The 20,722-nt window shown below is 69.8% G+C and carries 15 protein-coding genes; 7 read left to right on the forward strand and 8 right to left on the reverse strand.

From position 1 onward, the window contains the following. Positions 1–97: 97 nt before the first annotated feature. Together W7S_RS24370 and W7S_RS24375 are read right to left on the reverse strand one after the other, a co-directional pair. Positions 98–1,654 (reverse strand): hypothetical protein, encoded by a 1,557-nt coding sequence (locus W7S_RS24370; protein WP_014383464.1) that lies wholly within the window; start codon positions 1,652–1,654, stop codon positions 98–100. Continuing rightward, complete coding sequence (locus W7S_RS24375) at positions 1,651–2,751, reverse strand: hypothetical protein (protein ID WP_008261876.1); 1,101 nt, start codon at positions 2,749–2,751, stop codon at positions 1,651–1,653. The genes W7S_RS24370 and W7S_RS24375 overlap by 4 nt, the downstream gene beginning before the upstream one ends. A 156-nt stretch (positions 2,752–2,907) precedes the next feature. On the opposite strand from W7S_RS24375, the gene trmB reads away from it, so the two are divergent. The 3 genes from trmB to W7S_RS24390 are packed head-to-tail and all read left to right on the forward strand — an operon-like array spanning position 2,908 to position 7,338. Further along, complete coding sequence (gene trmB / locus W7S_RS24380; protein WP_170320636.1) at positions 2,908–3,690, forward strand: tRNA (guanosine(46)-N7)-methyltransferase TrmB; 783 nt, start codon at positions 2,908–2,910, stop codon at positions 3,688–3,690. Positions 3,691–3,704: 14 nt separating this feature from the next. Then, complete coding sequence (locus W7S_RS24385) at positions 3,705–4,427, forward strand: NYN domain-containing protein (RefSeq protein WP_008261879.1); 723 nt, start codon at positions 3,705–3,707, stop codon at positions 4,425–4,427. A gap of 58 nt (positions 4,428–4,485) precedes the next feature. Next, positions 4,486–7,338 (forward strand): MMPL family transporter, encoded by a 2,853-nt coding sequence (locus W7S_RS24390; RefSeq protein WP_008261885.1) that lies wholly within the window; start codon positions 4,486–4,488, stop codon positions 7,336–7,338. Between the two features lie 31 nt (positions 7,339–7,369). On the opposite strand, the gene W7S_RS24395 is transcribed toward W7S_RS24390, so the two are convergent. Further along, complete coding sequence (locus tag W7S_RS24395; RefSeq protein ID WP_008261889.1) at positions 7,370–8,512, reverse strand: AI-2E family transporter; 1,143 nt, start codon at positions 8,510–8,512, stop codon at positions 7,370–7,372. 167 nt (positions 8,513–8,679) lie between these two features. Here W7S_RS24395 and W7S_RS24400 point away from each other — a divergent pair, with 167 nt between their 5' ends. Beyond that, a complete protein-coding gene (locus W7S_RS24400) occupies positions 8,680–9,858 on the forward strand; it encodes a YbhN family protein (RefSeq protein ID WP_008261900.1) in 1,179 nt (392 codons plus the stop codon). Here W7S_RS24400 and W7S_RS24405 read toward each other — a convergent pair. Then, entirely contained in the window at positions 9,855–10,406 is a 552-nt protein-coding gene (locus W7S_RS24405; protein ID WP_008261902.1) for a hemophore, read from the reverse strand. The genes W7S_RS24400 and W7S_RS24405 overlap by 4 nt on opposite strands. A gap of 341 nt (positions 10,407–10,747) precedes the next feature. Here W7S_RS24405 and W7S_RS24410 point away from each other — a divergent pair, with 341 nt between their 5' ends. Both W7S_RS24410 and W7S_RS24415 read left to right on the forward strand, forming a co-directional pair. After that, on the forward strand, positions 10,748–13,804 hold the full coding sequence (locus W7S_RS24410; RefSeq protein ID WP_008261904.1) for an efflux RND transporter permease subunit: 3,057 nt from the start codon (positions 10,748–10,750) through the stop codon (positions 13,802–13,804). Further along, a complete protein-coding gene (locus W7S_RS24415) occupies positions 13,801–14,358 on the forward strand; it encodes a helix-turn-helix transcriptional regulator (RefSeq protein WP_014712519.1) in 558 nt (185 codons plus the stop codon). Before W7S_RS24410 ends, W7S_RS24415 begins: the two co-directional genes overlap by 4 nt. A gap of 1 nt (position 14,359) precedes the next feature. Here the strand turns inward: W7S_RS24415 and W7S_RS24420 are convergent, their stop codons facing one another. Together W7S_RS24420 and W7S_RS24425 are read right to left on the reverse strand one after the other, a co-directional pair. Continuing rightward, on the reverse strand, positions 14,360–15,043 hold the full coding sequence (locus W7S_RS24420) for a hypothetical protein (protein ID WP_008261908.1): 684 nt from the start codon (positions 15,041–15,043) through the stop codon (positions 14,360–14,362). Beyond that, on the reverse strand, positions 15,040–15,735 hold the full coding sequence (locus W7S_RS24425) for a hypothetical protein (protein ID WP_008261909.1): 696 nt from the start codon (positions 15,733–15,735) through the stop codon (positions 15,040–15,042). The genes W7S_RS24420 and W7S_RS24425 overlap by 4 nt, the downstream gene beginning before the upstream one ends. A 41-nt stretch (positions 15,736–15,776) precedes the next feature. On the opposite strand from W7S_RS24425, the gene W7S_RS24430 reads away from it, so the two are divergent. Next, complete coding sequence (locus W7S_RS24430) at positions 15,777–17,765, forward strand: M13 family metallopeptidase (protein ID WP_008261910.1); 1,989 nt, start codon at positions 15,777–15,779, stop codon at positions 17,763–17,765. Here the strand turns inward: W7S_RS24430 and W7S_RS24435 are convergent. After that, the gene (locus W7S_RS24435; RefSeq protein ID WP_008261911.1) at positions 17,749–20,001 is read right to left on the reverse strand and encodes a molybdopterin-dependent oxidoreductase; all 2,253 of its coding nucleotides are present in this window, start codon (positions 19,999–20,001) and stop codon (positions 17,749–17,751) included. The genes W7S_RS24430 and W7S_RS24435 overlap by 17 nt on opposite strands. Continuing rightward, positions 19,998–20,597, reverse strand: coding sequence for a TetR/AcrR family transcriptional regulator (locus tag W7S_RS24440; protein ID WP_008261912.1), 600 nt, complete (start codon positions 20,595–20,597; stop codon positions 19,998–20,000). Before W7S_RS24440 ends, W7S_RS24435 begins: the two co-directional genes overlap by 4 nt. Positions 20,598–20,722 lie beyond the last annotated feature (125 nt).

The raw sequence follows: 20,722 nt of genomic DNA on the forward strand, positions 1-20,722 counted from the left end.
GGTATGCCGTCGCCCACATAATTAAGGACTTGGTGGCGTTAACTACAGGTTATCGTGAGGAACTTGTCGGGGAAGTCTCGGGCAGGTATAAGCCTTCTCACAACAACGATTCAGAAGCTCCCGACGGGTCGCCATCTTCGCTCCTCGAAGCGGGTTTTTCGGTTTCGTCACCGTCGCCGGTTTCGGCGGGACTTTCAGCCGGTTGTATACCCGGTTCTCCGAGTTCTGCACGCACCGCCCGCAGGGCGGCGGCGACCGCGGGCATCTCCCGATCCCGCGCGGCCGCGGCCCGCGCGGCGGCCAGGGCGTGCTCGCGCAGTTCGGTGTCGATGACGCCGACGGCGGCGGACGCCTGCGCGTTCTCGGCCTCGTCGTGGGCGAGCAAGGCTTTGCTGAGCACCGACTCGGCGACCAGCACCCGGGTCGCGACCAGTTCCTCGACCACCGAGCGCAGCGATGCCGTCGCGTCGCCCGCCCAGCGGTCCAGCAGCGCCCGGTCATGCAGCAGGGCGCGAATGTTGATCACCAGGAAGGTGAGCGCCACCGAGATCGCCACGCACACCACCGCCGCGACGACCGCCAGCGCGGGGTTGAGCCGCGAGACCACGCCGCTCATCAGCCGGCTCAGCGTGAGCGCCACCCCCAGCCCGAAGCCGACGCCCAGCACGATCATCAGCCAGGTTTCCTGCCGGCGCGACTTCAGCGGCGGCGCCGAGACGTCGACCTCCGGCATCTTCTCGAGGGCCGGCAGGTCCACCGGCACACCCACCGCCTGCGCGACGTCGGACAGCTGCGTGTCCGTGCCGTCGCTGACCTCGGCCACCACCTCGTCGAGGCGGGCGCGGGTGTGCGCCTCGAACCCGGACATGTCGCGCCGCGACAACCCGGCCGCGTGTTCCTGCAGCTCGGTGCGCGCCGTCGCGCATTGGTTGCGCGCGGAGTGCGACAACTGCACCCGAGCCTGCTGGATCTGACCCCGCAGGGTGATGGTGCGTTCGCTCTTCGCCTGACGCCGCCGCTGCAACGCCGTGCTGCGTTCCTCGCGCAGCGCCTCGACCCGCGCGCGACGACCGGATCCCTCGACGTCGCGGTCGAACCGCCGTTTGACCGTCTGTAGGCGAGATTCCCACGCCCGCAACCTGTTTCGCCGGGCGAGGTCGGGGTCGTCGAGTTGCGCCGAAACGGCGGCGACCAGGGCGTCGACGTCCGGCTCACCGGCATCGGGCAGGGCGGCCGCGCCCACCCACGGCGCCCGGCCGTAGCGCGGCGAATGTGCGGCCAGCGCTTCGCGATTGGCGTCGACCACCTCACGCCAACCCCGGTGCACGTCGATCTTGGACACCACCCCCACCACCGCGTCGGTGTGCTCGGTCGCGGCGTCCAGCAGCGCGCAGTCGGAGGCAGTCAGGTGGGCCGCCGCGGACACGACGAACACCACCGCCATCGGCACCTCGCCGGGTCCCAGGTCCGTCGACTCCACGAACTTGTGCTGCGGCAGGCGGCCTTGCAGCGCCGTGGCCACCGCGCTGACCCCGGCCATCCACGGGCCGGTCACCAGGACCACGTCGCAGCGGTGCACGGCCGGCGGATCCAGGTCCGGCGCGACCGCGGCCACCAGCGCGTCCACCTGGGCGATGGGATCGCCGCCGCTCACCAGGATTCCCCCGGCAGTGACGCGCAGGCCTGCGACCACAGCCGCAGCGATCCGCGGGCGATGTCCGCGCCGCAGGCGCGGTGCAGTTCGCTGGCCGAGGCGCGGCTGTAGCGCTGCCACCGCACCGCGCGCGGCAGGTGCGCGGACGGGTCGCGGTCCACGCCGGCCGGCCCGGGGCCGCCCGGGTCCAGCCCGGCCGCCTCGGCCAGATCCACCGCGGCCGCCATCCGGGCGACCACCGTGTCGTCGCGGGACAGGAACCCGCCGATCCGCTCGCCGAGTAGGCCGCCACCGGCGGCCAGCGCCTCCAATTCCGCGACGGCCCCGAGCACCCGCTGGTAGCGCACCTCGGCGCCCAGCGCGCCGACCTTGGCCAGGACGGCGTCGACGCCGCTCATCCGGCGCAGCAGGGCGCGCACCTGCGCCGGGGTTCTGCCCTGGCGGATCGCGGCGACGGCCAGCGCGGTGCCGAACAGGTCGAGGGTGTCCAGCAGGCGCTGACGCACGCCGGTCGGCACCGGGCCGTCCGCCGCCAGGAACCCGGCGAACGAGCCGTCGAGGCACGCCGCGGCACCGGGGTGCGTGGCGAGCGTGTGCAGCGCCGCCCACAGCGCGTGGTCGTCGGCTTTGTCGAGTTCGTCGAGCGCGACCGCGAGCAGGCCGATCATCGGTTCCATGGGAGCGCCGATCAGCGCCGACAGATCGGCGCACCGCGCCCGGGCCGCCGCGATCGGCCCGTCGCCGCGCCGGCCCGACAGGTCGGCCTTGTTCAGCACCGCCACCACCGGCTGCGCGGCGGCCGCGATGGCGTGGGCGTCCTCGGGCTTGACCACCTCGGCGACCACGTAGACCACCGCGTCCGCGCCGGGATCGGGCGCCGACGCGCTCAGCTGGAGGTCGGCCGCGATCCCCGACGCGGTTCCCGCGCGGTCCAGCGCGCGGGCCACCGTGCGGCGGCCGACCCCCCGGCGGCCGCGAACCACGACGCGCAGGGGTGCGGCGGTTCGCCTGGCGATCGCCGTCACGCGCGGATCGACGACGCCGTCGGCAAACCGCGTCAGCTCGTCGACGAAAATCTGGTGTCCTTGTCCCCTCATACCCCGCCTGTTCGGTCCGAATGACCCGATCGCCCCGTCGGTCCCACCGAATGGTGGCATTCACGTCGCCAAGAAGCGAGCCACCGTTAATCAGTTACCAGTTCAAGGCAACTGTTGGGTATCAATCCGGACCAGGGGCGGCTACATCCGAGGTTTATAGGCCACCATGGACAAATGCATGCGCAGCGCGGGGTGGCGATGTCTGCCGACACGCCGATCGGGGAATCGGCCCGCCCCGACCAGCGCTACCTGCCCGCGACGGCGTTTCGGTCGCGACGATCCGCGCTGTCCGACGCGCAGCGCCAGACGTGGGAGCGGCGCTGGCCCGACCTCGGCCTGTCGGTGGGCGCCCCCGCCGACGGGACCGTCGGCGACGAGCCGCCGCTGGACACCCGCTCGTGGTTCGGGCGCCAGGCGCCGCTGGTGCTCGAAATCGGTTGTGGCAGCGGCACATCGACGCTGGCGATGGCCAAGGACGAGCCCGACGTCGATGTGATCGCGGTCGAGATCTACCGGCGGGGGCTGGCGCAGTTGCTGTGCGCGATCGACCGCGACGCGGTGGCCAACATCCGATTGGTCCGCGGCAACGCGCTCGACGTGCTGCAGCGGCTCATCGCCCCGGCTTCGCTGACCGGGGTCCGCGTCTTCTTCCCCGATCCGTGGCCCAAGGCGCGGCACCACAAGCGCCGGTTCCTGCAGCCGGGCACGGTTGGCTTGATAGCCGACCGGCTACTCCCTGGTGGTGTCCTCCACGTTGCGACGGACCACGCCGGCTACGCCGAGCACATCGCCGAAGTCGGCGCGGGCGAGTCCCGGTTGCGCCGGGCGGAGCCCGAAACCCCGCTGCCCATCTCGACTGTCCGCCCGACCACCAAGTACGAGACGAAAGCCCAAGAAGCGGGCAGCGCCGTCACCGAGTTCGTTTGGCTTAAACGATGAGTAGGCGATGAGTGATGAGCCTGACTGAGACGACCAACGCCGGAGCGGAACCCGTCGCGCCGCCGGCGGTGCTGCCGGACGACGGCGTGGGCGCCCTGGGCGGCTTTTCGCCGTCCGGCGGACGCGTGTTGCTGGTGTGGGACGCCCCCAACCTCGACATGGGTCTGGGCTCGATCCTGGGTCGCCGGCCGACCGCCTTGGAACGCCCGCGGTTCGACGCCCTGGGACGCTGGCTGCTGTCGCGCACGGCCGAGATCAGCGCGCAGCGACCGGGCGTCGTCGTCGAGCCCGAGGCCACCGTGTTCACCAACATCGCGCCGGGCAGCGCCGACGTCGTCCGGCCTTGGGTGGACGCATTGCGTAACGTTGGGTTCGCGGTGTTCGCCAAGCCGAAGATCGATGAGGACAGCGACGTCGACCGCGACATGCTGGCCCATATCGAACTCCGGCGGACCGAAGGGCTGGCGGCCCTGGTGGTGGCCTCGGCCGACGGACAGGCGTTCCGCCAACCGCTCGAGGAGATCGCCCGGAGCGGCACCAGCGTCCAAGTGATCGGATTTCGCGAACATGCGAGTTGGGCGCTAGCGTCGGATACCTTGGACTTCGTTGACCTGGAGGAGATCGCCGGCGTCTTCCGGGAACCATTGCCGCGGATCGGCCTAGATTCGCTGCCTGACCAGGGCGCATGGCTGCAGCCATTCCGGCCGCTGTCAGCGCTGTTGACCGCGCGTGTGTGACACTGAAAAACCAGTGCGCGGGTCGTTGACGACTAAGACGATCCAGTAAGGAGCTTGCGTGTTCGCCTGGTGGGGTCGAACTGTGTACCGGTATCGGTACATCGTGATCGGGGTCACGGTAGCTCTGTGTCTGCTCGGCGGCGTCTTCGGCATCAGCCTGGGCAAGCATGTTACACAGAGCGGCTTCTACGACGACGGCAGTCAATCCGTCAAAGCCTCGGTGCTGGGGGACGAGACCTACGGCCGCGACCGCACCAGCCACGTGGTCGCGACGTTCACCGCCCCCGACGGCAAGACGGTCGAGGACCCGGCGTGGCGGGACAAGGTCGTCGCCGAGCTCAACAAGTTCAAGGCCGATCATCCCGACCAGGTCGTCGGGTGGGCGGGCTGGCTGGCGGCCCCCAATAGCGACAACCCCGTGATCAAGGGGATGGTCAGCGAGGACAAGAAGCACACCTTCGTCAGCGTTCCGCTCAAGGGCGACGACGACGACAGCATCCTCAACAACTACAAGGCCATCGCGCCCGGCCTGCAGAAGCTCGGCGGCGGCAACGTGGAGCTGGCCGGCCTCGAGCCAATCGCCAACGCCCTGACCGGCACGATCGCGACCGACCAGCGCCGCATGGAGGTCCTCGCGGTGCCGCTGGTGGCAGTGGTCCTGTTCCTGGTGTTCGGCGGCGCGGTCGCCGCCGGCCTGCCGGCCATCGTCGGCGGGCTGAGCATTGCGGGCTCGCTGGGCATCCTGCGGCTCGTCTCCCTGTTCGGGCCGGTCCACTTCTTCGCCCAGCCGGTGGTCTCGCTGATCGGCCTGGGTATCGCCATCGACTACGGGCTGTTCGTCGTGAGCCGGTTCCGCGAGGAGATCGCCGAGGGCTACGACACCGAGGCCGCCGTGCGAAGAACCGTGATGACGGCCGGGCGCACAGTGACGTTCTCGGCGGTGCTGATCATCGCCTCGAGCGCCAGCCTGCTGGTGTTGCCCCAGGGCTTCGTGCATTCGCTGACCTACGCGATCTTCGCGGCGGTAGGGCTTGCCGCGCTGTTGTCGATCACGTTCCTGCCCGCGTGCCTGGGCATCCTCGGCCGCCACGTCGATGCGCTGGGCGTGCGGACCGCGTTCCGGGTGCCGTTCCTGCGCAACTGGAAGTATTCACGCGCCTACCTGAACTGGCTCGCCGACCGGCTGCAGAAGACCAAGACCCGCGAGGAGGTCGAGGCCGGCTTCTGGGGCAAACTCGTCAACTGGGTGATGAAGCGGCCGTTGGCGTTTGCCATCCCGATCGCCGTCGGCATGATCCTGCTGGTCATCCCGCTCGGCAACCTCTCGTTCGGCGGCATGAGCGAGAAGTATCTGCCGCCCGACAACGCCGTGCGCCTGGCGCAGGAACACTTCGACAAGCGATTCCCCGGCTACCGCACCGAGCAGCTGACGGTGGTGATCCAGAGCGACAACCACAGCAAGGTCACCGACCAGCAGGTGGCCGACATCCGCAACAGGATCTCCTCGATCGGCGGGTTCACCGACAAGCAATGGGAGGAGCGGGCCTGCCCGACCATCGCCGGCAATCCCTGCGTCGCCGGCCCGAACGGCACCACGGTGCCCAAGGACGGCTCGGTGCGGGTGATCCAGAACGGCCTGGTCAACAAGAATGACGCCGCCAAGAAGATCACCGAACTGCGGGCGGTCAACCCCCCGAAGGGGCTGAACCTCTATGTAGGCGGCACCCCGGCGCTGGAGCAGGACAGCATCCACAGCCTGTTCGACAAGGCTCCGCTGATGCTGGTGCTGTTGCTCGGCGCCACCATGCTGTTGATGTTCCTGGCGTTCGGCTCGGTGGTGTTGCCCGTCAAGGCCGCGGTGATGAGCGCTCTCACGCTGGGATCCACGATGGGAATCCTGACGTGGATCTTCGTCGACGGTCACCTGTCGGGGGTGCTGAATTTCACGCCGACCCCGCTGATGGTGGTGGTCATCGCGCTGGTTGTCGCCGTCGGTTTCGGCCTGGCCACCGACTACGAGGTGTTCCTGGTCTCGCGCATGGTCGAGGCGCGCGAACGCGGCATGTCGACCGCCGAGGCCATCCGGATCGGCACCGCGACCACCGGCCGCCTGATCACGGCCGCCGCGCTGGTGCTGGCCGTGGTCGCGGGCTCGTTCGTGTTCTCCGACCTGGTGTTGATGAAGTATCTGGCGTTCGGTCTGATGGCGGCGCTGCTGCTGGACGCGACGGTCGTCCGGATGTTCCTGGTGCCGTCGGTGATGAAGTTGCTCGGCGACGACTGCTGGTGGGCGCCGCGCTGGGCCCGGCGCCTGCAGAACAAGATCGGGCTGGGCGAGATCGATCTGCCCGACGAGCGCAAGCGGCCGACGCTCAACGGGCGCCCCGCGCGGCCGCCGGTGGCGGCCAGCCTGGTCGCCGCCGCGCCGCGTCCGCCGCACGACCCCACCCACCCCGCGCCGCTGGAGCCGTCGCGACCGGCGCGCCCGGCGCCGGAACCCAGGCCCGCAAAGGAACCCACCCCGAGCGCGTCGACCACCCGGGCCGACGACAGCGTGGACACCACCCGCATCCCGGCGCGGCCGAACCAGCCGACCGAAGCCAAGACCACACGTTTCGCCGCGCAGGGCGCCCCGGGCCGGGACCGGCCGGCCGAACCGCGCCCCCCGGCCAAGCCCTCGCCGCCGGCCCCGCAGGCACCCCAGCGTCCGCCGACGGCGCCGCCGTCCGGCGATCAGACCCGGGCCATCCCCGTCCCCGGCAACCGGCCCGACGACCCCGACAACGACGCCCCCGGCAACGCGGTGAACCCCCGCGGCCAGGGCGAGAACGGCGACCCGGCGCGGCAGCGGCGCCGCTCGGGCGGCGGGCTGTCCGCGGCGGATCTGCTGCGCCGCGAGGGACGGTTATAGGAAAGCGCCCCGGCGCCCCCTGACGCTGGTATCAGTCGGAGCCCGGTTTGTCCGGCTCGGCCTGCAGGATGGCGTTCTTCTCGTCCGCCTCCTCGGTCTGCTTCTCGGCTTCCGCCTCGGGATTGGGCGCCAGCAGCACCTGGAACGCGTTGTTGAGGAACGCGACCGTCGGGACGGCCAGCAGGGCGCCGACGATCCCGGCGAGCACGCCGCCGGTGGAAATGGCCAGCACCACGGCGAGCGGGTGGATCGAGACGGCGCGGCCCATCACCAGCGGTTGCAGCAGGTGGGCCTCCATCTGGTTGACCGCGATCAACACCCCCAGCGTGATGAGCGCGTACACGATGCCCTTGGCCAACAGGGCGACCACCACGGCCAGCAGGCCGGAAATCAGCGCACCGATCAGCGGGATGAAGGCACCCAGAAACACCAGCGAGGCCAGCGGCAGCGCCAGCGGGATGCCCATGATCGCCAGGCCCGCGCCCACCCCGGCCGCGTCGGTCAGCGCCACCAGAAAGGTGGCCCGCACGTACCCGATCAGCGACCCGTACCCGGCGTTGCCGGCTTCGTGCACCCGGTCGCGGACGTGGGCGGGGATGATCTGCACCACGTACCGCCAGATGTTGCGGCCACCGTAGAGAAAGAAGATCAGCGTGAACAGCACCAACACCGCCGCGGTCACCAGCTCGGTGACGGTCGCCGCGGTGGACAGCGCGCCGCTGGTCAGCTTGGCCTGGTTGTTGTGCAGCGCCTCGATGGCGGCGTTGCCCGCGCTGTCGATCTGTTCGCTGCGCAGATGCGCGGGCCCGTTGATCAGCCACCGGCGGGTCGACTCGATGCTCTGCGTCACCTGTTCGGTCAGGCCGGGCAGGCCGTCGATGAACTGCAGGATGACGAACGCCAGGATGCCGCCCAGGATCGCGAAGCCGCCCAGCAGCACCAGCGCCACCGCGCCGCCGCGGGGCAGGCCCCGCCGGTCCAGCCAATCGACCACCGGCACCAGCAGCGCGCTCAGCAGCAGCGCCACCAGCACCGGAACGACGATGACTTCGAGCTTCTTGACCACCCACAACAGGGCGACCGCGGCGGCCAGGATGACGAGCAAACGCCACGCCCAGGCCGCGGTCTTGCGTACTACGGGTTCAACCGACGCGTCGTCGACGTTTGCTGACATCTGGCCAGCCTATCGGTAGCGGCGCGGCCCCGAATCGGTTCGCAGCGCCTGCCAAAGGCCTACGCGTCGCCCGCAGCCGTCGGAGCCGGCACGATCCGGTTACGACGGCGACACAGTCGGCGGCGCGCAGCGATCGCGGCGCCACCTGCACCGTTACCCTAAATCACGTGTCGCACGACGCACCCGCCCGCAATCTCGACTTCCCGCGCGAACAAACCCCGCGCGGGAAGTACTGGTGGGTGCGCTGGGTCATCCTGGGGATGGTTGCCATCGTGCTTGCCGTCGAGGTTTCCCTGGGCTGGGATCAGCTGGCCAAAGCGTGGATGAGCCTGTACGAGGCGAACTGGTGGTGGTTGCTCGCCTCGGTCGTGGCGGCGGCCGCGTCCATGCACAGCTTTGCCCAGATCCAGCGCACCCTGCTCAAGTCGGCCGGGGTGCACGTCAAGCAACTGCGCTCGGAGGCCGCGTTCTATGCGGCCAACTCGCTGAGCACCACGCTGCCCGGCGGGCCCGTGCTGTCGGCGACGTTCCTGTTCCGCCAGCAACGGCTCTGGGGTGCCTCGACGGTGGTGGCGTCGTGGCAGCTGGTGATGTCGGGCGTGCTGCAGGCGGTGGGATTGGCTTTGCTCGGGTTGGGCGGCGCTTTCCTGCTGGGCGCGAAGAACAACCCGTTCTCGTTGCTGTTCACGCTCGGCGGTTTCGTCGCCCTGCTGCTGCTGGCGCAGGCCGTGGCCTCGCGGCCGGAGCTGATCGAAGGCATCGGCAGCCGGGTCCTGACGTGGGTCAACTCGGTGCGCGGAAAGCCCGCCGACACCGGCCTGGACAAGTGGCGCGAGACGCTGATGCAGCTCGAATCGGTGAGCCTGGGCCGCCGCGACCTGGGGGTGGCGTTCGGGTGGTCGATGTTCAACTGGGTCGCCGACGTCGCCTGCCTCGGCTTCGCCGCGTACGCCGCCGGGGATCACGCGTCGGTGGCCGGGCTGACCGTCGCCTACGCCGCGGCCCGCGCGGTCGGCACCATCCCGCTGATGCCCGGCGGGCTGCTGGTCGTCGAGGCGGTGCTGGTGCCGGGGCTGGTCTCGAGCGGGATGTCCCTGTCGAGCGCGATCTCGGCCATGCTGATCTACCGGCTGATCAGCTGGCTGCTCATCGCCGCGGTCGGCTGGGTGGTGTTCTTCTTCGTGTTCCGCACCGAGAACGTCGACGACTCCGACGACGACCCGATCACCGGTCCGCTGCCGATCGTGCCGCAGCCGGGCGACGCTTCCGCCGACCCGACCGAGGCCGCCCTGCAGGGGCCGCTGCCGCCCGACCGAAACCCGGAGACCGACGGCCGGGACGCCTAGCCGACGGTGTTTCCGCGCGGCGGGCCCGAGAGCGGGTTGGTGCCGGCAGGGAGAGGAGCGGGCTGCGGCGCGGCGGGCGGGGCGCCCGTTCCGCCCAGCGGGGAGGCGCCCGGGGGGTTACCGGGAAGCGCGGGCAGGGCGCCCGCGGCCCCCTGCGCCTGCTGCATCATGCCCATCATCTGCGGGATCGAGATCGGCAGCTTGCACTGCAGCGACAGGCTGGTCAGGGGTTGCGCGATCGACGTCATGTCCCCGGCGACCTTCGGGTTGGCGTCGAAGTAGCTCTTCAGCCCGCTCAGCGACTGCGGCCCCGCCTGCTGCTGCAGCATCGAGGTCATCGTCTGGTTGGTCTCGGGGTGCGAATCCAGATAGTCACCCATCGACTTCGAGACCGAGCCGATGGTGCGGGCGACCTCGCTGGCCGCGCACGGATCGTTGGCGCCGGTCGCCGGCGGACCGGCGAGCACCGCGAGGGCGGCGCCGGGCGCGGCGGCGGCGATCAGGCCGGCCAAGATTTTGCCACGCCGTCCAGCGCTGCCTGTCGTCATCGAGAACTCCTCACAGTTTGCGCGGACCGCCACGGATGAGCGCGTCGCAAACAGCTGCAATGGACGGCCTTACCGATGGCCGGGTCCCCCTGAATCCCCCGAGGACCCGCCAGGCCAACCGACATCCTGCCACCGCCGATATCGCCCGGCCAGCCGCGAACTGCGGATGTGACCGAGATCCCGCTTGGTCACCGGTTCACAACGACTCCGCAGCTTCTTGGCAACGACGCCGTCACCGCAGCTCAGGAACTACATAACCCCACATAAACCACAGCGTGCTCCGGTATCCTCGCCTGCACGCGTTACGCGAGAACCGGGGAGCGAGAAAAATCCAGCAGTTGATGATGCGCCTCAGCCGCAGCCTGCGTAAGTACCGCTGGTTGGTCTTCACAGGCTGGTTGCTGGCGTTGGTTCCTGCGGTCTACCTGGCGCTGACGCAATCCGGCAACCTCACCGGCGGCGGTTTCGACGTGGCCGGTTCCCAATCGCTGGCGGTCCACGACCAGCTCGAGGAGCTCTACCACGACCAGGGCGGGTCATCGCTGGCGCTGGTGGCCGCGCCCCGCGCCGACGCCACCTACCAGGACATGAACGAGGCGGTCGCACAGTTGCGACGGCTCACCGCCGAGGTCCCCGGCACCTCGGAGATCCCCAACCCCACCCAGCGGCCGCCGCAACCCGACCGCCCCTACGTGCTGTCGGTGCGGCTCGATTCCCGCAACACCAGCGACGTCGCCAAGAAGCTCCGCACGAAGGTCGGCATCAAGGGCGACCAGCCCGGCCAGACCGCCAACGGCCGGGTGCGGCTCTACGTCATCGGCCAGGGCGCGCTGAGCGCCGCCGCGGCCGCCAACACCAAGCACGACATCGCCGCCGCGGAACGGTGGAACCTGCCGGTGATCCTCATCGTCCTGCTCGCCGTGTTCGGCTCACTGGCCGCCGCGGCGATCCCTCTGGCACTGGGCGTGTGCACGGTCGTGGTGACGATGGGCCTGGTGTACCTGCTCTCCGCGTACACCACCATGTCGGTGTTCGTGACCTCGACGGTGTCGATGTTCGGGATCGCGCTGGCCGTGGACTATTCGCTGTTCATCTTGATGCGCTTCCGCGAGGAACTGCGCAGCGGGCGCCAGCCCCGCGAGGCCGTCGACGCCGCGATGGCGACCTCCGGGCTGGCCGTGGTGCTGTCCGGCGCGACCGTCGTCGCGTCCCTCACCGGGATCTACGTGATCAACACCCCGGCGCTGAAGTCGATGGCCACCGGCGCGATCCTGGCCGTCGCCGTCGCGATGCTGACCTCGACCACCCTGACACCGGCGGCGCTGGCGACGTTCGGCCGGGCGGCCGCCAAGCGGTCGGGCTTCCTGCACTGGTCCCGTCGGCCCGAAAGCACCCAGTCGCGGTTCTGGAACCGGTGGATCGGATGGGTGATGCGCCGGCCGTGGATGTCCGCGCTGGCGGCGTCGCTGGTGCTGCTCGTGATGGCCGCGCCCGCGGCGTCAATGGTGTTGGGCAACAGCCTGTTACGCCAGTTCGACTCGTCCCACGAGATCCGCGCCGGCGTCGGCGCCGCCGCCCAGGCGTTGGGTCCGGGCGCGCTCGGGCCGATCCGGGTGCTGATCAACTTCCCCGAGGGCGGGGCGGCCTCGCCCGAGCACAGCCACACCGTCGGCGCGGTCCGCCAGCGGATGACGCAGGCGCCGAACATCGTCTCGGTGTCACCGCCCCAGTACGCCGAGGACAACGGCAGCGCGCTGCTGTCCGCGGTGCTGTCGGTGGACCCCGAGGACATGCGGGCCCGCGAAACCGTGGGCTGGATGCGCGCGGAGCTCCCCAAGGTCCAACAGTTGGGGACCGCGCGCGTGGACGTCGGCGGCCCGACCGCGCTGATCAAGGACTTCGACGACCAGGTGTCGGCGACCGAACCGTTGGTGCTGGGCTTCGTCGCGCTGATCGCGTTCGTGATGCTGTTGGTGTCCGTCCACTCGGTGTTCTTGGCGCTCAAGGGCGTCTTGATGACGTTGCTGTCGGTCGCGGCCGCCTACGGCAGTTTGGTGATGGTGTTCCAGTGGGGATGGCTGAAGGATCTCGGCTTCGCCCAGATCAGCTCGATCGACAGCACGGTTCCCCCGTTGGTGCTCGCGATGACCTTCGGGTTGTCGATGGACTACGAGATCTTCCTGCTCACCCGCATCCGGGAACGGTTCCTGCATTCGGGCAACACCCGTGACGCGGTGGCCTACGGCGTCAGCACCAGCGCCCGCACCATCACCAGCGCGGCGCTGATCATGATCGCGGTGTTCGTCGGGTTCGCCTTCGCCGGCATGCCGCTGGTGGCCGAGATCGGCGTGGCCTGTGCCGTGGCGATCGCGGTGGACGCCACCGTGGTGCGGCTGGTGATGGTTCCGGCGTTGATGGCGATGTTCGCGCAGTGGAACTGGTGGCTGCCGCCGTGGCTGTCCCGCGTGCTGCCGTCGGTCGACTTCGACCGGCCGCTGCCGGAGGTCGACCTCGGCGACGTCGTCGTCATTCCCGACGACATCTCGGCGCTGGTGGCGCCCAGCGCGGACCTGCGGATGGTGCTCAAGTCCGCCGCCAAGCTCAAGCACCTGGCGCCCGACGCCATCTGCGTGACCGATCCACTGGCCTTCAGCGGCTGCGGTCGCGGCCGCGGTCAGGCTTCGTCGGGCCCCGACGAGGAACGCACCCGCGGCCTGGGGCCCGGGCAGATCCCCCACCAGGTAGCGCTGGGCGAGGAGAAGGTCGCCGTCGGGGTGACCGCGGGCGACAGGAAGACCGCCACCAACGGCCATGCCAACGGTTCGTCGGGCCCCAAGAAGCTCGTCGGCGGGCTGGCGGCGCGCAACGGGATCGCCAAGGCCATTTCCGGGTCGGACCGGCCCGTTCATCCGGTGACGCTGTGGCGGGGCCGCCTGTCGGTGGCGATCGACGCGCTCGAGACCGACCCGGACGCCGCACCGGCGGGGGCCACCGACCGTCCGAGGTACGCGCGGCGCAGCCCGGTGGAGACGACCCATGTGCAGCTGCCCACCGGCGACCGGTTGCTGGTCCCGACCGGCGCGGAGACCCTGCGGCTCAAGGGCTACCTCATCATGTGCCGTAACAGTCGCCGCGATTATGCCGACTTTGCAGACATGGTGGATGCGATGGAACCCGAGACCGCCGCGGTGGTGCTGGCCGGAATGGACAGGTATTACTGTTGTGAATCGTCCAGGCGGCAATGCATCGCCACCCAGTTGGTCCGTCGACTCGCAGATCCCGATCCGTGCGACTACCCGGAAGACCAGGGGTCGGAAGCCGACGCGAACTCGGACTGGGAGGGGATCAGGGAACGCTGCCTGTCCGTGGCGGTAGCGATGCTGGAGGAGGCGAGGTGACGTTGGCGGGCGCCCGCAACGAATTCAGCCCCCCACCGCCGCCCCGCCGGCCGGCCCCCGAACAGCGCAACCGCGGCGGTGGCCCGTCCGAGGGGCCGTCCGGATCCGTTCCGGACCTGGACCAGCCGGTGGAGTTCTGGCCGACCGCCGCCATCCGGTCGGCCCTGCAGGGCGGTGACATCGCCACCTGGAAGCGCATCGCCGGCGCGTTGAAGCGCGACCCGTACGGGCGCACCGCCCGCCAGGTCGAAGAGGTCCTCGGCGGCACCCGCCCCTACGGCATCGCCAAGGCGCTGTGGGAGGTGCTCGAGCGCGCCCGCACCCACCTGGACGCCAACGAGCGCGCCGAGGTGGCCCGCCACGTGCGGCTACTGATCGACCGCTCGGGACTCGCGCAGCAGGAGTTCGCGTCCCGCATCGGGGTCAGCCCCGAGGAGCTGGGCGGCTACCTCGACGGCAGCACCAGCCCGACGGCCGCACTGATGATCCGCATCCGCCGGTTGTCGGACCGGTTCGTGAAGGTGAAGTCCGGCCCCTCGGCCGAATCCAACTGAGCTACCTGATCGGCAGCACGTCGGCGACCAGCCAGTCGCTACCGCGCTTGGTCAGCGTCACCCGCAGCGCCGGCGCCACCTGACTGGGTGGCTGGCCCGGCGCGTTCTGGGTCACCCGCAGGATCACCGCGACGCTGGCCGCCGTCGGCCCGAGCGCCTCGACGCCGGCCGAGACCGTGGCGGCCTGGGCGGTGACCTTGTGCTGGCCCAGCTCGGCGCTGGACTTGGTGTACTGCTCCTTGAACGCCGCCGCATGCTCGGGGACGACCATGGCCGTGGCCCGGTCGATCGCATCGGTCGGGGCGGTGGGGCTGAACGACGCCATGGCCTCGGCCATGCCGGTGGCGATCCGCACGACCTTGCGGGAGTCGTCGGTGAAGTCGCGGTCCGTCTTCGTCCAGTGCGTGTATCCGGTCGCGACGGCCGCCGCCAGGGCGGCCGTGCACAGCAGGGCCACCGCCAACCGCAGCCCCGGCGCGTCGTCGTCGGTGCCGAGGCTGACCGAATCGCGGCGCAGCAGCCAGAAGTTGACCGCGACGCCCTCGAGGGTCAGCAGGACCAGCACCGAGCAGGCCGACACCCACCACAGCGGCCAGCCGAGCACCACCCCGATGGCCACCAACGCGGCGATCGCGGCCAGCGGGGCCGCGATGTCGAATGCGAACAGTCGCCAGATGTTTCTCATCGGATCGAACTCAGTCCGGAAATCATCAGCTTGCCGTCGACGTCGGACACGTCCAGCCGCAGGTTCCAGTGCACGGTCTGCGGCTTGGCGCCGGCGTTTTCGCTGACGGACGTGGCGACCAGCAGCACCGAGTCGGTCCGGCTGGCGAACGGCGGCAGCTTGGTCGTCACCGATTCCGACCCCGGGGGCCTGTCGGCGCCGGGCTGGGCGTCCAGCTCGTGGTGCACGGTTTCGATCGCCACCGCGTCGATCCGCCCGGCGCTCTTGGACTGCAGCTTTTCCACCACCGCCCGGTAGGGCTGCACGGCGGCATCGAAGTAGGTGTTGAGTTCGCCGACCGTGCCGTCGTGCAGCCGCTGCAGGCTGGCGTCGACGTTGCCGCTGTTCATGTTGATCAGCACGTTGGTCCACCCGGCGGCGGTCTGCATGACGCGGCTCAGATAACCGCGCTCGGCGACCTGGTCGCGGTGGCCGGACCAGATGATCACCCCGAGCACGACCGCGGCCACCGACAGCACGCCGAGAACCGTTGACGCCACCCCGTAATGCGAGAAGACCGCTGGGTCGGATTCGGGGCCGGGTTCGCCGTCGTCAGCGTCGTCGGCGGTCGGGTGGCCGCCCTCTTCGGCGTCGTCGCCGGCGTCGACGACATCTTCTTCGGCAGGTGGCTCGGTGCGCGCGCCCTCGGACATGGCCCGATCGTCGCACCCGGGAAAGATGGAAGGATGGCGGGGTGACGAATACGGCCCTCCGCTCGGGCATCGACCTGAGCTACGTAGACGACAGCATCCGCCCCCAAGACGACCTGTTCGGTCACGTCAACGGCCGCTGGCTGGCCGAATACGAGATACCGGCGGACCGGGCCACCGACGGCGCCTTCCGGCAGCTGTACGACCGCGCCGAGGAGCAGGTGCGGGACCTGATCGTCGAGGCCAGCGAGCGGGGTGCGGCCGCCGGCGACGCGGACGCGCAACGCATCGGCGACCTGTATGCGAGCTTTCTCGACGAGGAGACCGTCCAGCGGCGCGGCGTGCGCCCGCTGCTCGACGAACTGGCCGTGATCGACGACGCGGCCGACGCCGACGCGCTGGCCGCCGCCCTCGGCGCCCTGCAGCGCACCGGGGTGGGCGGCGGTGTCGCGATGTATGTGGACACCGACGCCAAGAACTCGGCCCGTTACCTGGTGCACTTCACCCAGTCCGGACTCGGGCTGCCCGACGAGTCCTATTACCGCGAAGAACAGCACGCCGAGGTGCTCGAGGCGTACCCCGGGCACATCGCCCGGATGTTCGGCCTGGTCTTCGGCGGCGACCCGGAAAGCCACATCCGGACCGCCGAGCGCATCGTCGCGCTCGAGACCCGGCTGGCCGAGGCGCACTGGGATGTGGTCAAGCGCCGCGACGCCGACCTCACCTACAACTTGCGCACGTTCGCCGAACTGCGCGACGAGTCGGTGGGTTTCGCCTGGGGCACGTGGGTCGCCGCGCTGGGCACCCAGCCCGAAGCGCTCGCGGAAGTCGTTGTGCGCCAACCGGATTACGTTCGGTCATTCGCCGAGCTGTGGCGCAGCGAGGACCTCGAGGTGTGGAAGAGCTGGGCGCGGTGGCGGGTGATCCGCGCGCGGGCCGCCTGGCTGACCGACGAGGTGGTGGCCGCGGACTTCGACTTCTACGGCCGCCGGTTGACCGGCACCGAGCAGATCCGGGACCGGTGGAAGCGGGCGGTCTCGCTGGTCGAGAGCCTGATGGGCGACGCCGTCGGAAAGCTGTACGTGCAACGGCATTTCCCGCCCGGCGCCAAGGCGCGCATCGACGAGCTGGTGGCCAACCTGCAGGCGGCCTACCGGATGAGCATCAACGACCTGGAGTGGATGACGCCCCAGACGCGGGAGCGGGCGCTGGCCAAGCTCGACAAGTTCACCGCCAAGGTCGGCTACCCGGCGAAATGGCGGGACTACTCCACGCTGGTGATCGACCGCGACGACCTCTACGGCAACTACCAGCGCGGGTACGCCGTCAACCACGACCGCGAGCTGGCCAAGCTCGGCGGCCCGGTGGACAAGGACGAGTGGTTCATGACCCCGCAGACGGTCAACGCGTACTACAACCCGGGGATGAACGAAATCGTCTTCCCGGCGGCCATTTTGCAGCCGCCGTTCTTCGACGCCGAGGCCGATGACGCCGCGAACTACGGCGGCATCGGCGCGGTGATCGGGCACGAGATCGGTCACGGCTTCGACGACCAGGGCGCCAAGTACGACGGCGACGGCAACCTGGTCGACTGGTGGACCGACGCCGACCGCGCCGAATTCGGTGCTCGCACAAAGGCCCTCATCGCGCAGTACGACACGTACATCCCGAGGGGGCTGTCGAGCGGCCACCACGTGAACGGCGCGTTCACTGTCGGGGAGAACATCGGGGATCTGGGTGGGTTGTCGATCGCGCTGCTGGCCTATCAGCTGTCACTGAACGGCCAACCCGCCCCCGTGATCGACGGCTTGACCGGCGTGCAGCGCGTGTTCTACGGCTGGGCCCAGGTGTGGCGCACCAAATCCCGCGAGGCCGAAGCGATCCGGCGGCTGGCGGTGGACCCGCACTCGCCACCGGAATTCCGCTGCAACGGCGTGCTGCGCAACATGGACGCCTTCTACGACGCGTTCGACGGCGCCGACACCGGCGCGCTGTTCCTGGAACCGGAGCGCCGGGTCAAGATCTGGAACTGACCGGCGTCAGCGCCTCGATGCGCGCGGGCACGTGCTTGTGCCACGGCGTGCCCGCGTAGGGGTCGCGCCACCCGATCGAGGTCAGGGCGTTCGGGGCCACTCCGGGCACCACGGTGTGACCGTCGTCGTCGAGATAGTCGAGCCCAAAACCGTTGGGCAGGGCGGCATGTCCGGCGAGCATGGTCTCGGTGATTTCGACGGTGGCCTCGGCGCTGCCGGCCGCGGTGCTGATGCGGGCCCGGCATCCGTCGACGAGCCCTAGGGCCTGGGCGTCTTCCACGCTCACCCGCAGCGCGCCGTCGGCGTCGCGTTTGCGCCAGGACGGGTCGCGGAAGATGTCGTTGGCGGTGTAGGCGCGCCGCTCCCCCACCGACAGCACGATCGGGAAATCGGGCGTGGTCAGCTCGGCCGGGGTCCGGGCCAGCGCGGCCAATTCGTCGAGCATCGACGGGATTTCCAGCGCGATCTTCTGGTCGGAGTGGCTGATCAACGCGAAGTCGTCCTCGTAGTTGTGGACGGTGAACGTCACGCCCGAGGGGTTGTCGAGGATCGCGTCGAACAGCGCGTTGCCGTCGGCGTGACCGGCGCGCCGCACGGCGTCGGGATAGTTCATCGCGGTCTTCTGGGCCAGGCCCCATAGGGCGGCCGCGCCGCGCAGCCCGTCCGGCAAGGTCGGTCCGAGCGTCTCGTAGAGCACGTACGGAAGTAGCTGAGCCACCGTGGGATTGGTGGCGGCGGACAGGAAGGCCTCGGCGTACGCTTGCCGACCCCGCTGGGCGGCTTCGCGCAGGGGCCGCAGATCCGCGTCGTCGACCACGCCGAGCGCCCGCACCAACCGGGCCCAGATCTCGGGCTCGGGCAGTGTTCCCGGCAACGGCTCGAGCAGCGGACGGCGCAATTGGAAAGTGTTGTGCGGGAACTCCAGGTTGAAGAAGGTGGCTTCCGGCTTCTCGAATTGGGATGCGGCCGGAAGTACATAATGGGCGAGCCTGGCGGTCTCGGTCATCGCGACGTCGATGACCACCATCAGTTCCAGCGACTGGAAGGCTTCGCGGCAGGCGGTCGAATCGGCCAGCGAGTGAGCGGGATTGCTGCTTTCCACGATCATGACGCGGAAGCGGTCCGGATGGTCGGTCAGGATTTCCTCGGGGACCACGTTGCTGGGCACCAGCCCGGAGATGATGGGCGCGCCGGTGACCGGGGTGCGGCCGGAGAACTGCCCGAACAGGGGTGCGAACGACGAATGCAGGTGCTGGCCGCCCTTTTTCGCGAAGTTGCCGGTGAGAACCCAGAGCAGCTTGTTCAGGTAGGAGCACAGCGTGCTGTTGGGTGCCTGCTGCACGCCGAGGTCCTCGAAGACCGAGACGCTCGCCGCGGCGCCGATGCGCCGCGCCGCCGCGCGCAGCAGTTCCTCGTCGACCCCGCAGTGTTGGGCGTAGTCGGCGACCGCGACGTCGCGCAACGCGTCGCGGACGGTGTCGGCGCCGCGCACGTGCTCGGCGAGAAACGTCTCGTCGCAGAGGTTTTCCTGGACGAGGACGGCGGCCAGCGCCGCCAGGCACCACCCGTCGGTGCCGGGCCGCACCCGCAGGTGGAAGTCGGACATCTTGGCGGTGTCGGTGACGACGGGGTCGATGACGATCATCGACCGGGCCGGATCCTTGGCGATGTCGTTCAGCACCACCCGGGCGCGCGGAAAGCTCTGCGACATCCACGGGTTCTTGCCGACGAACACCGCCACCTCGGCGTGCTCGAACTCTCCCCTGGTGTGACCGCCGTACAGCTGCCCGTCGACCCAGGACTCGCCGGTTTTCTCCTGCGCCAACGCATTTGAGCGGTACCGTGAGCCGAGCGCCTTCAGGAAGGCGCCGCTGTACGCCCCGCCCAGGTGATTGCCCTGCCCGCCGCCGCCGTAGTAGAAGATCTTGTCCCCGCCGTAGGTGTCGCGGATGTGCTTGAATCCCTCGGCGATCTCCACGATCGCGGTGTCCCAGTCGATTTCCTCGTAGCTGCCGTCGGCGCGTCGGCGCAGCGGGGCGGTCAGCCGGGTGCGGCTGTTCTGGTAGTGATCCAGCCGCAACGCCTTGTTGCAGGTGTAGCCCTGCGATGCCGGGTGCGCCTTGTCACCGCGGATGCGGGCCAGCCGGCGATCGTCGAGCTGAACGACGATGCCGCAGTTGCATTCGCACAGGATGCATGCGGTGGAGTGCCATTCACCGGTCGTGTCTGTGGTCACTGTGGGACATCCTCTCCGGTCACCCGATACGACGACGTAGCCAAGAGCAGTTCGCGCACCTGGCGGCGGACGACGTCGAGGGGCATCAGGTCGCGGCGCACCCGGGCCAACAGGATCGCACCCTCGAGCGCGGTGGTGGCCAGGACCGCCAATTCGCCCGCCCGTTCCCGGGCTACGCCGTCGGCGATGAAGCGCTGGGCGATCAGGTCGGTCCAGCGGTCGAACGCCGCCGCCGCGCGCTCGACGACCGGCGCCATGCGCTCGGCGTCCTGCTCGCCCGCCTCCACGGACACGGCGACGATGGGGCAGCCGGCGCGGAAGTCGCTGTCGAGCAGCTGCTGGCGGAATTTGTCGATCAGGGTGTCGATCAGGTCGAGGCCGCTCGCGGCGTCGGCGATGATCGCGGCGACGTGGTCCGCGGCGTAGTCCACGGCCTCGCAGAGCAGTTGCGTGCGCCCGCCCGGGAAGTAGTGGTAGGCCGATCCGCGCGGCGCGCCGCTGTGCTCGAGGACGTCGGAGATGGCGGTGGCGTGGGCGCCGCGCTCCCTGATCAGCAGGGCGGCAGATACCACCATCCGGTCGCGTGGACCGCGCATCGCCGCTCCTCAGGGGCCGAAGTTATATATGATGCTATACATAACCGCCGCGCCCGCGGAAGGCCCCTCGACAAGGAGATGGCCAACAGACGCAAAATCGCCCGATTTCGCAGGGAAATGGGCGA

The sequence above is a fragment of the Mycobacterium sp. MOTT36Y genome, assembly GCF_000262165.1.
Lineage (GTDB): Bacteria > Actinomycetota > Actinomycetes > Mycobacteriales > Mycobacteriaceae > Mycobacterium > Mycobacterium intracellulare.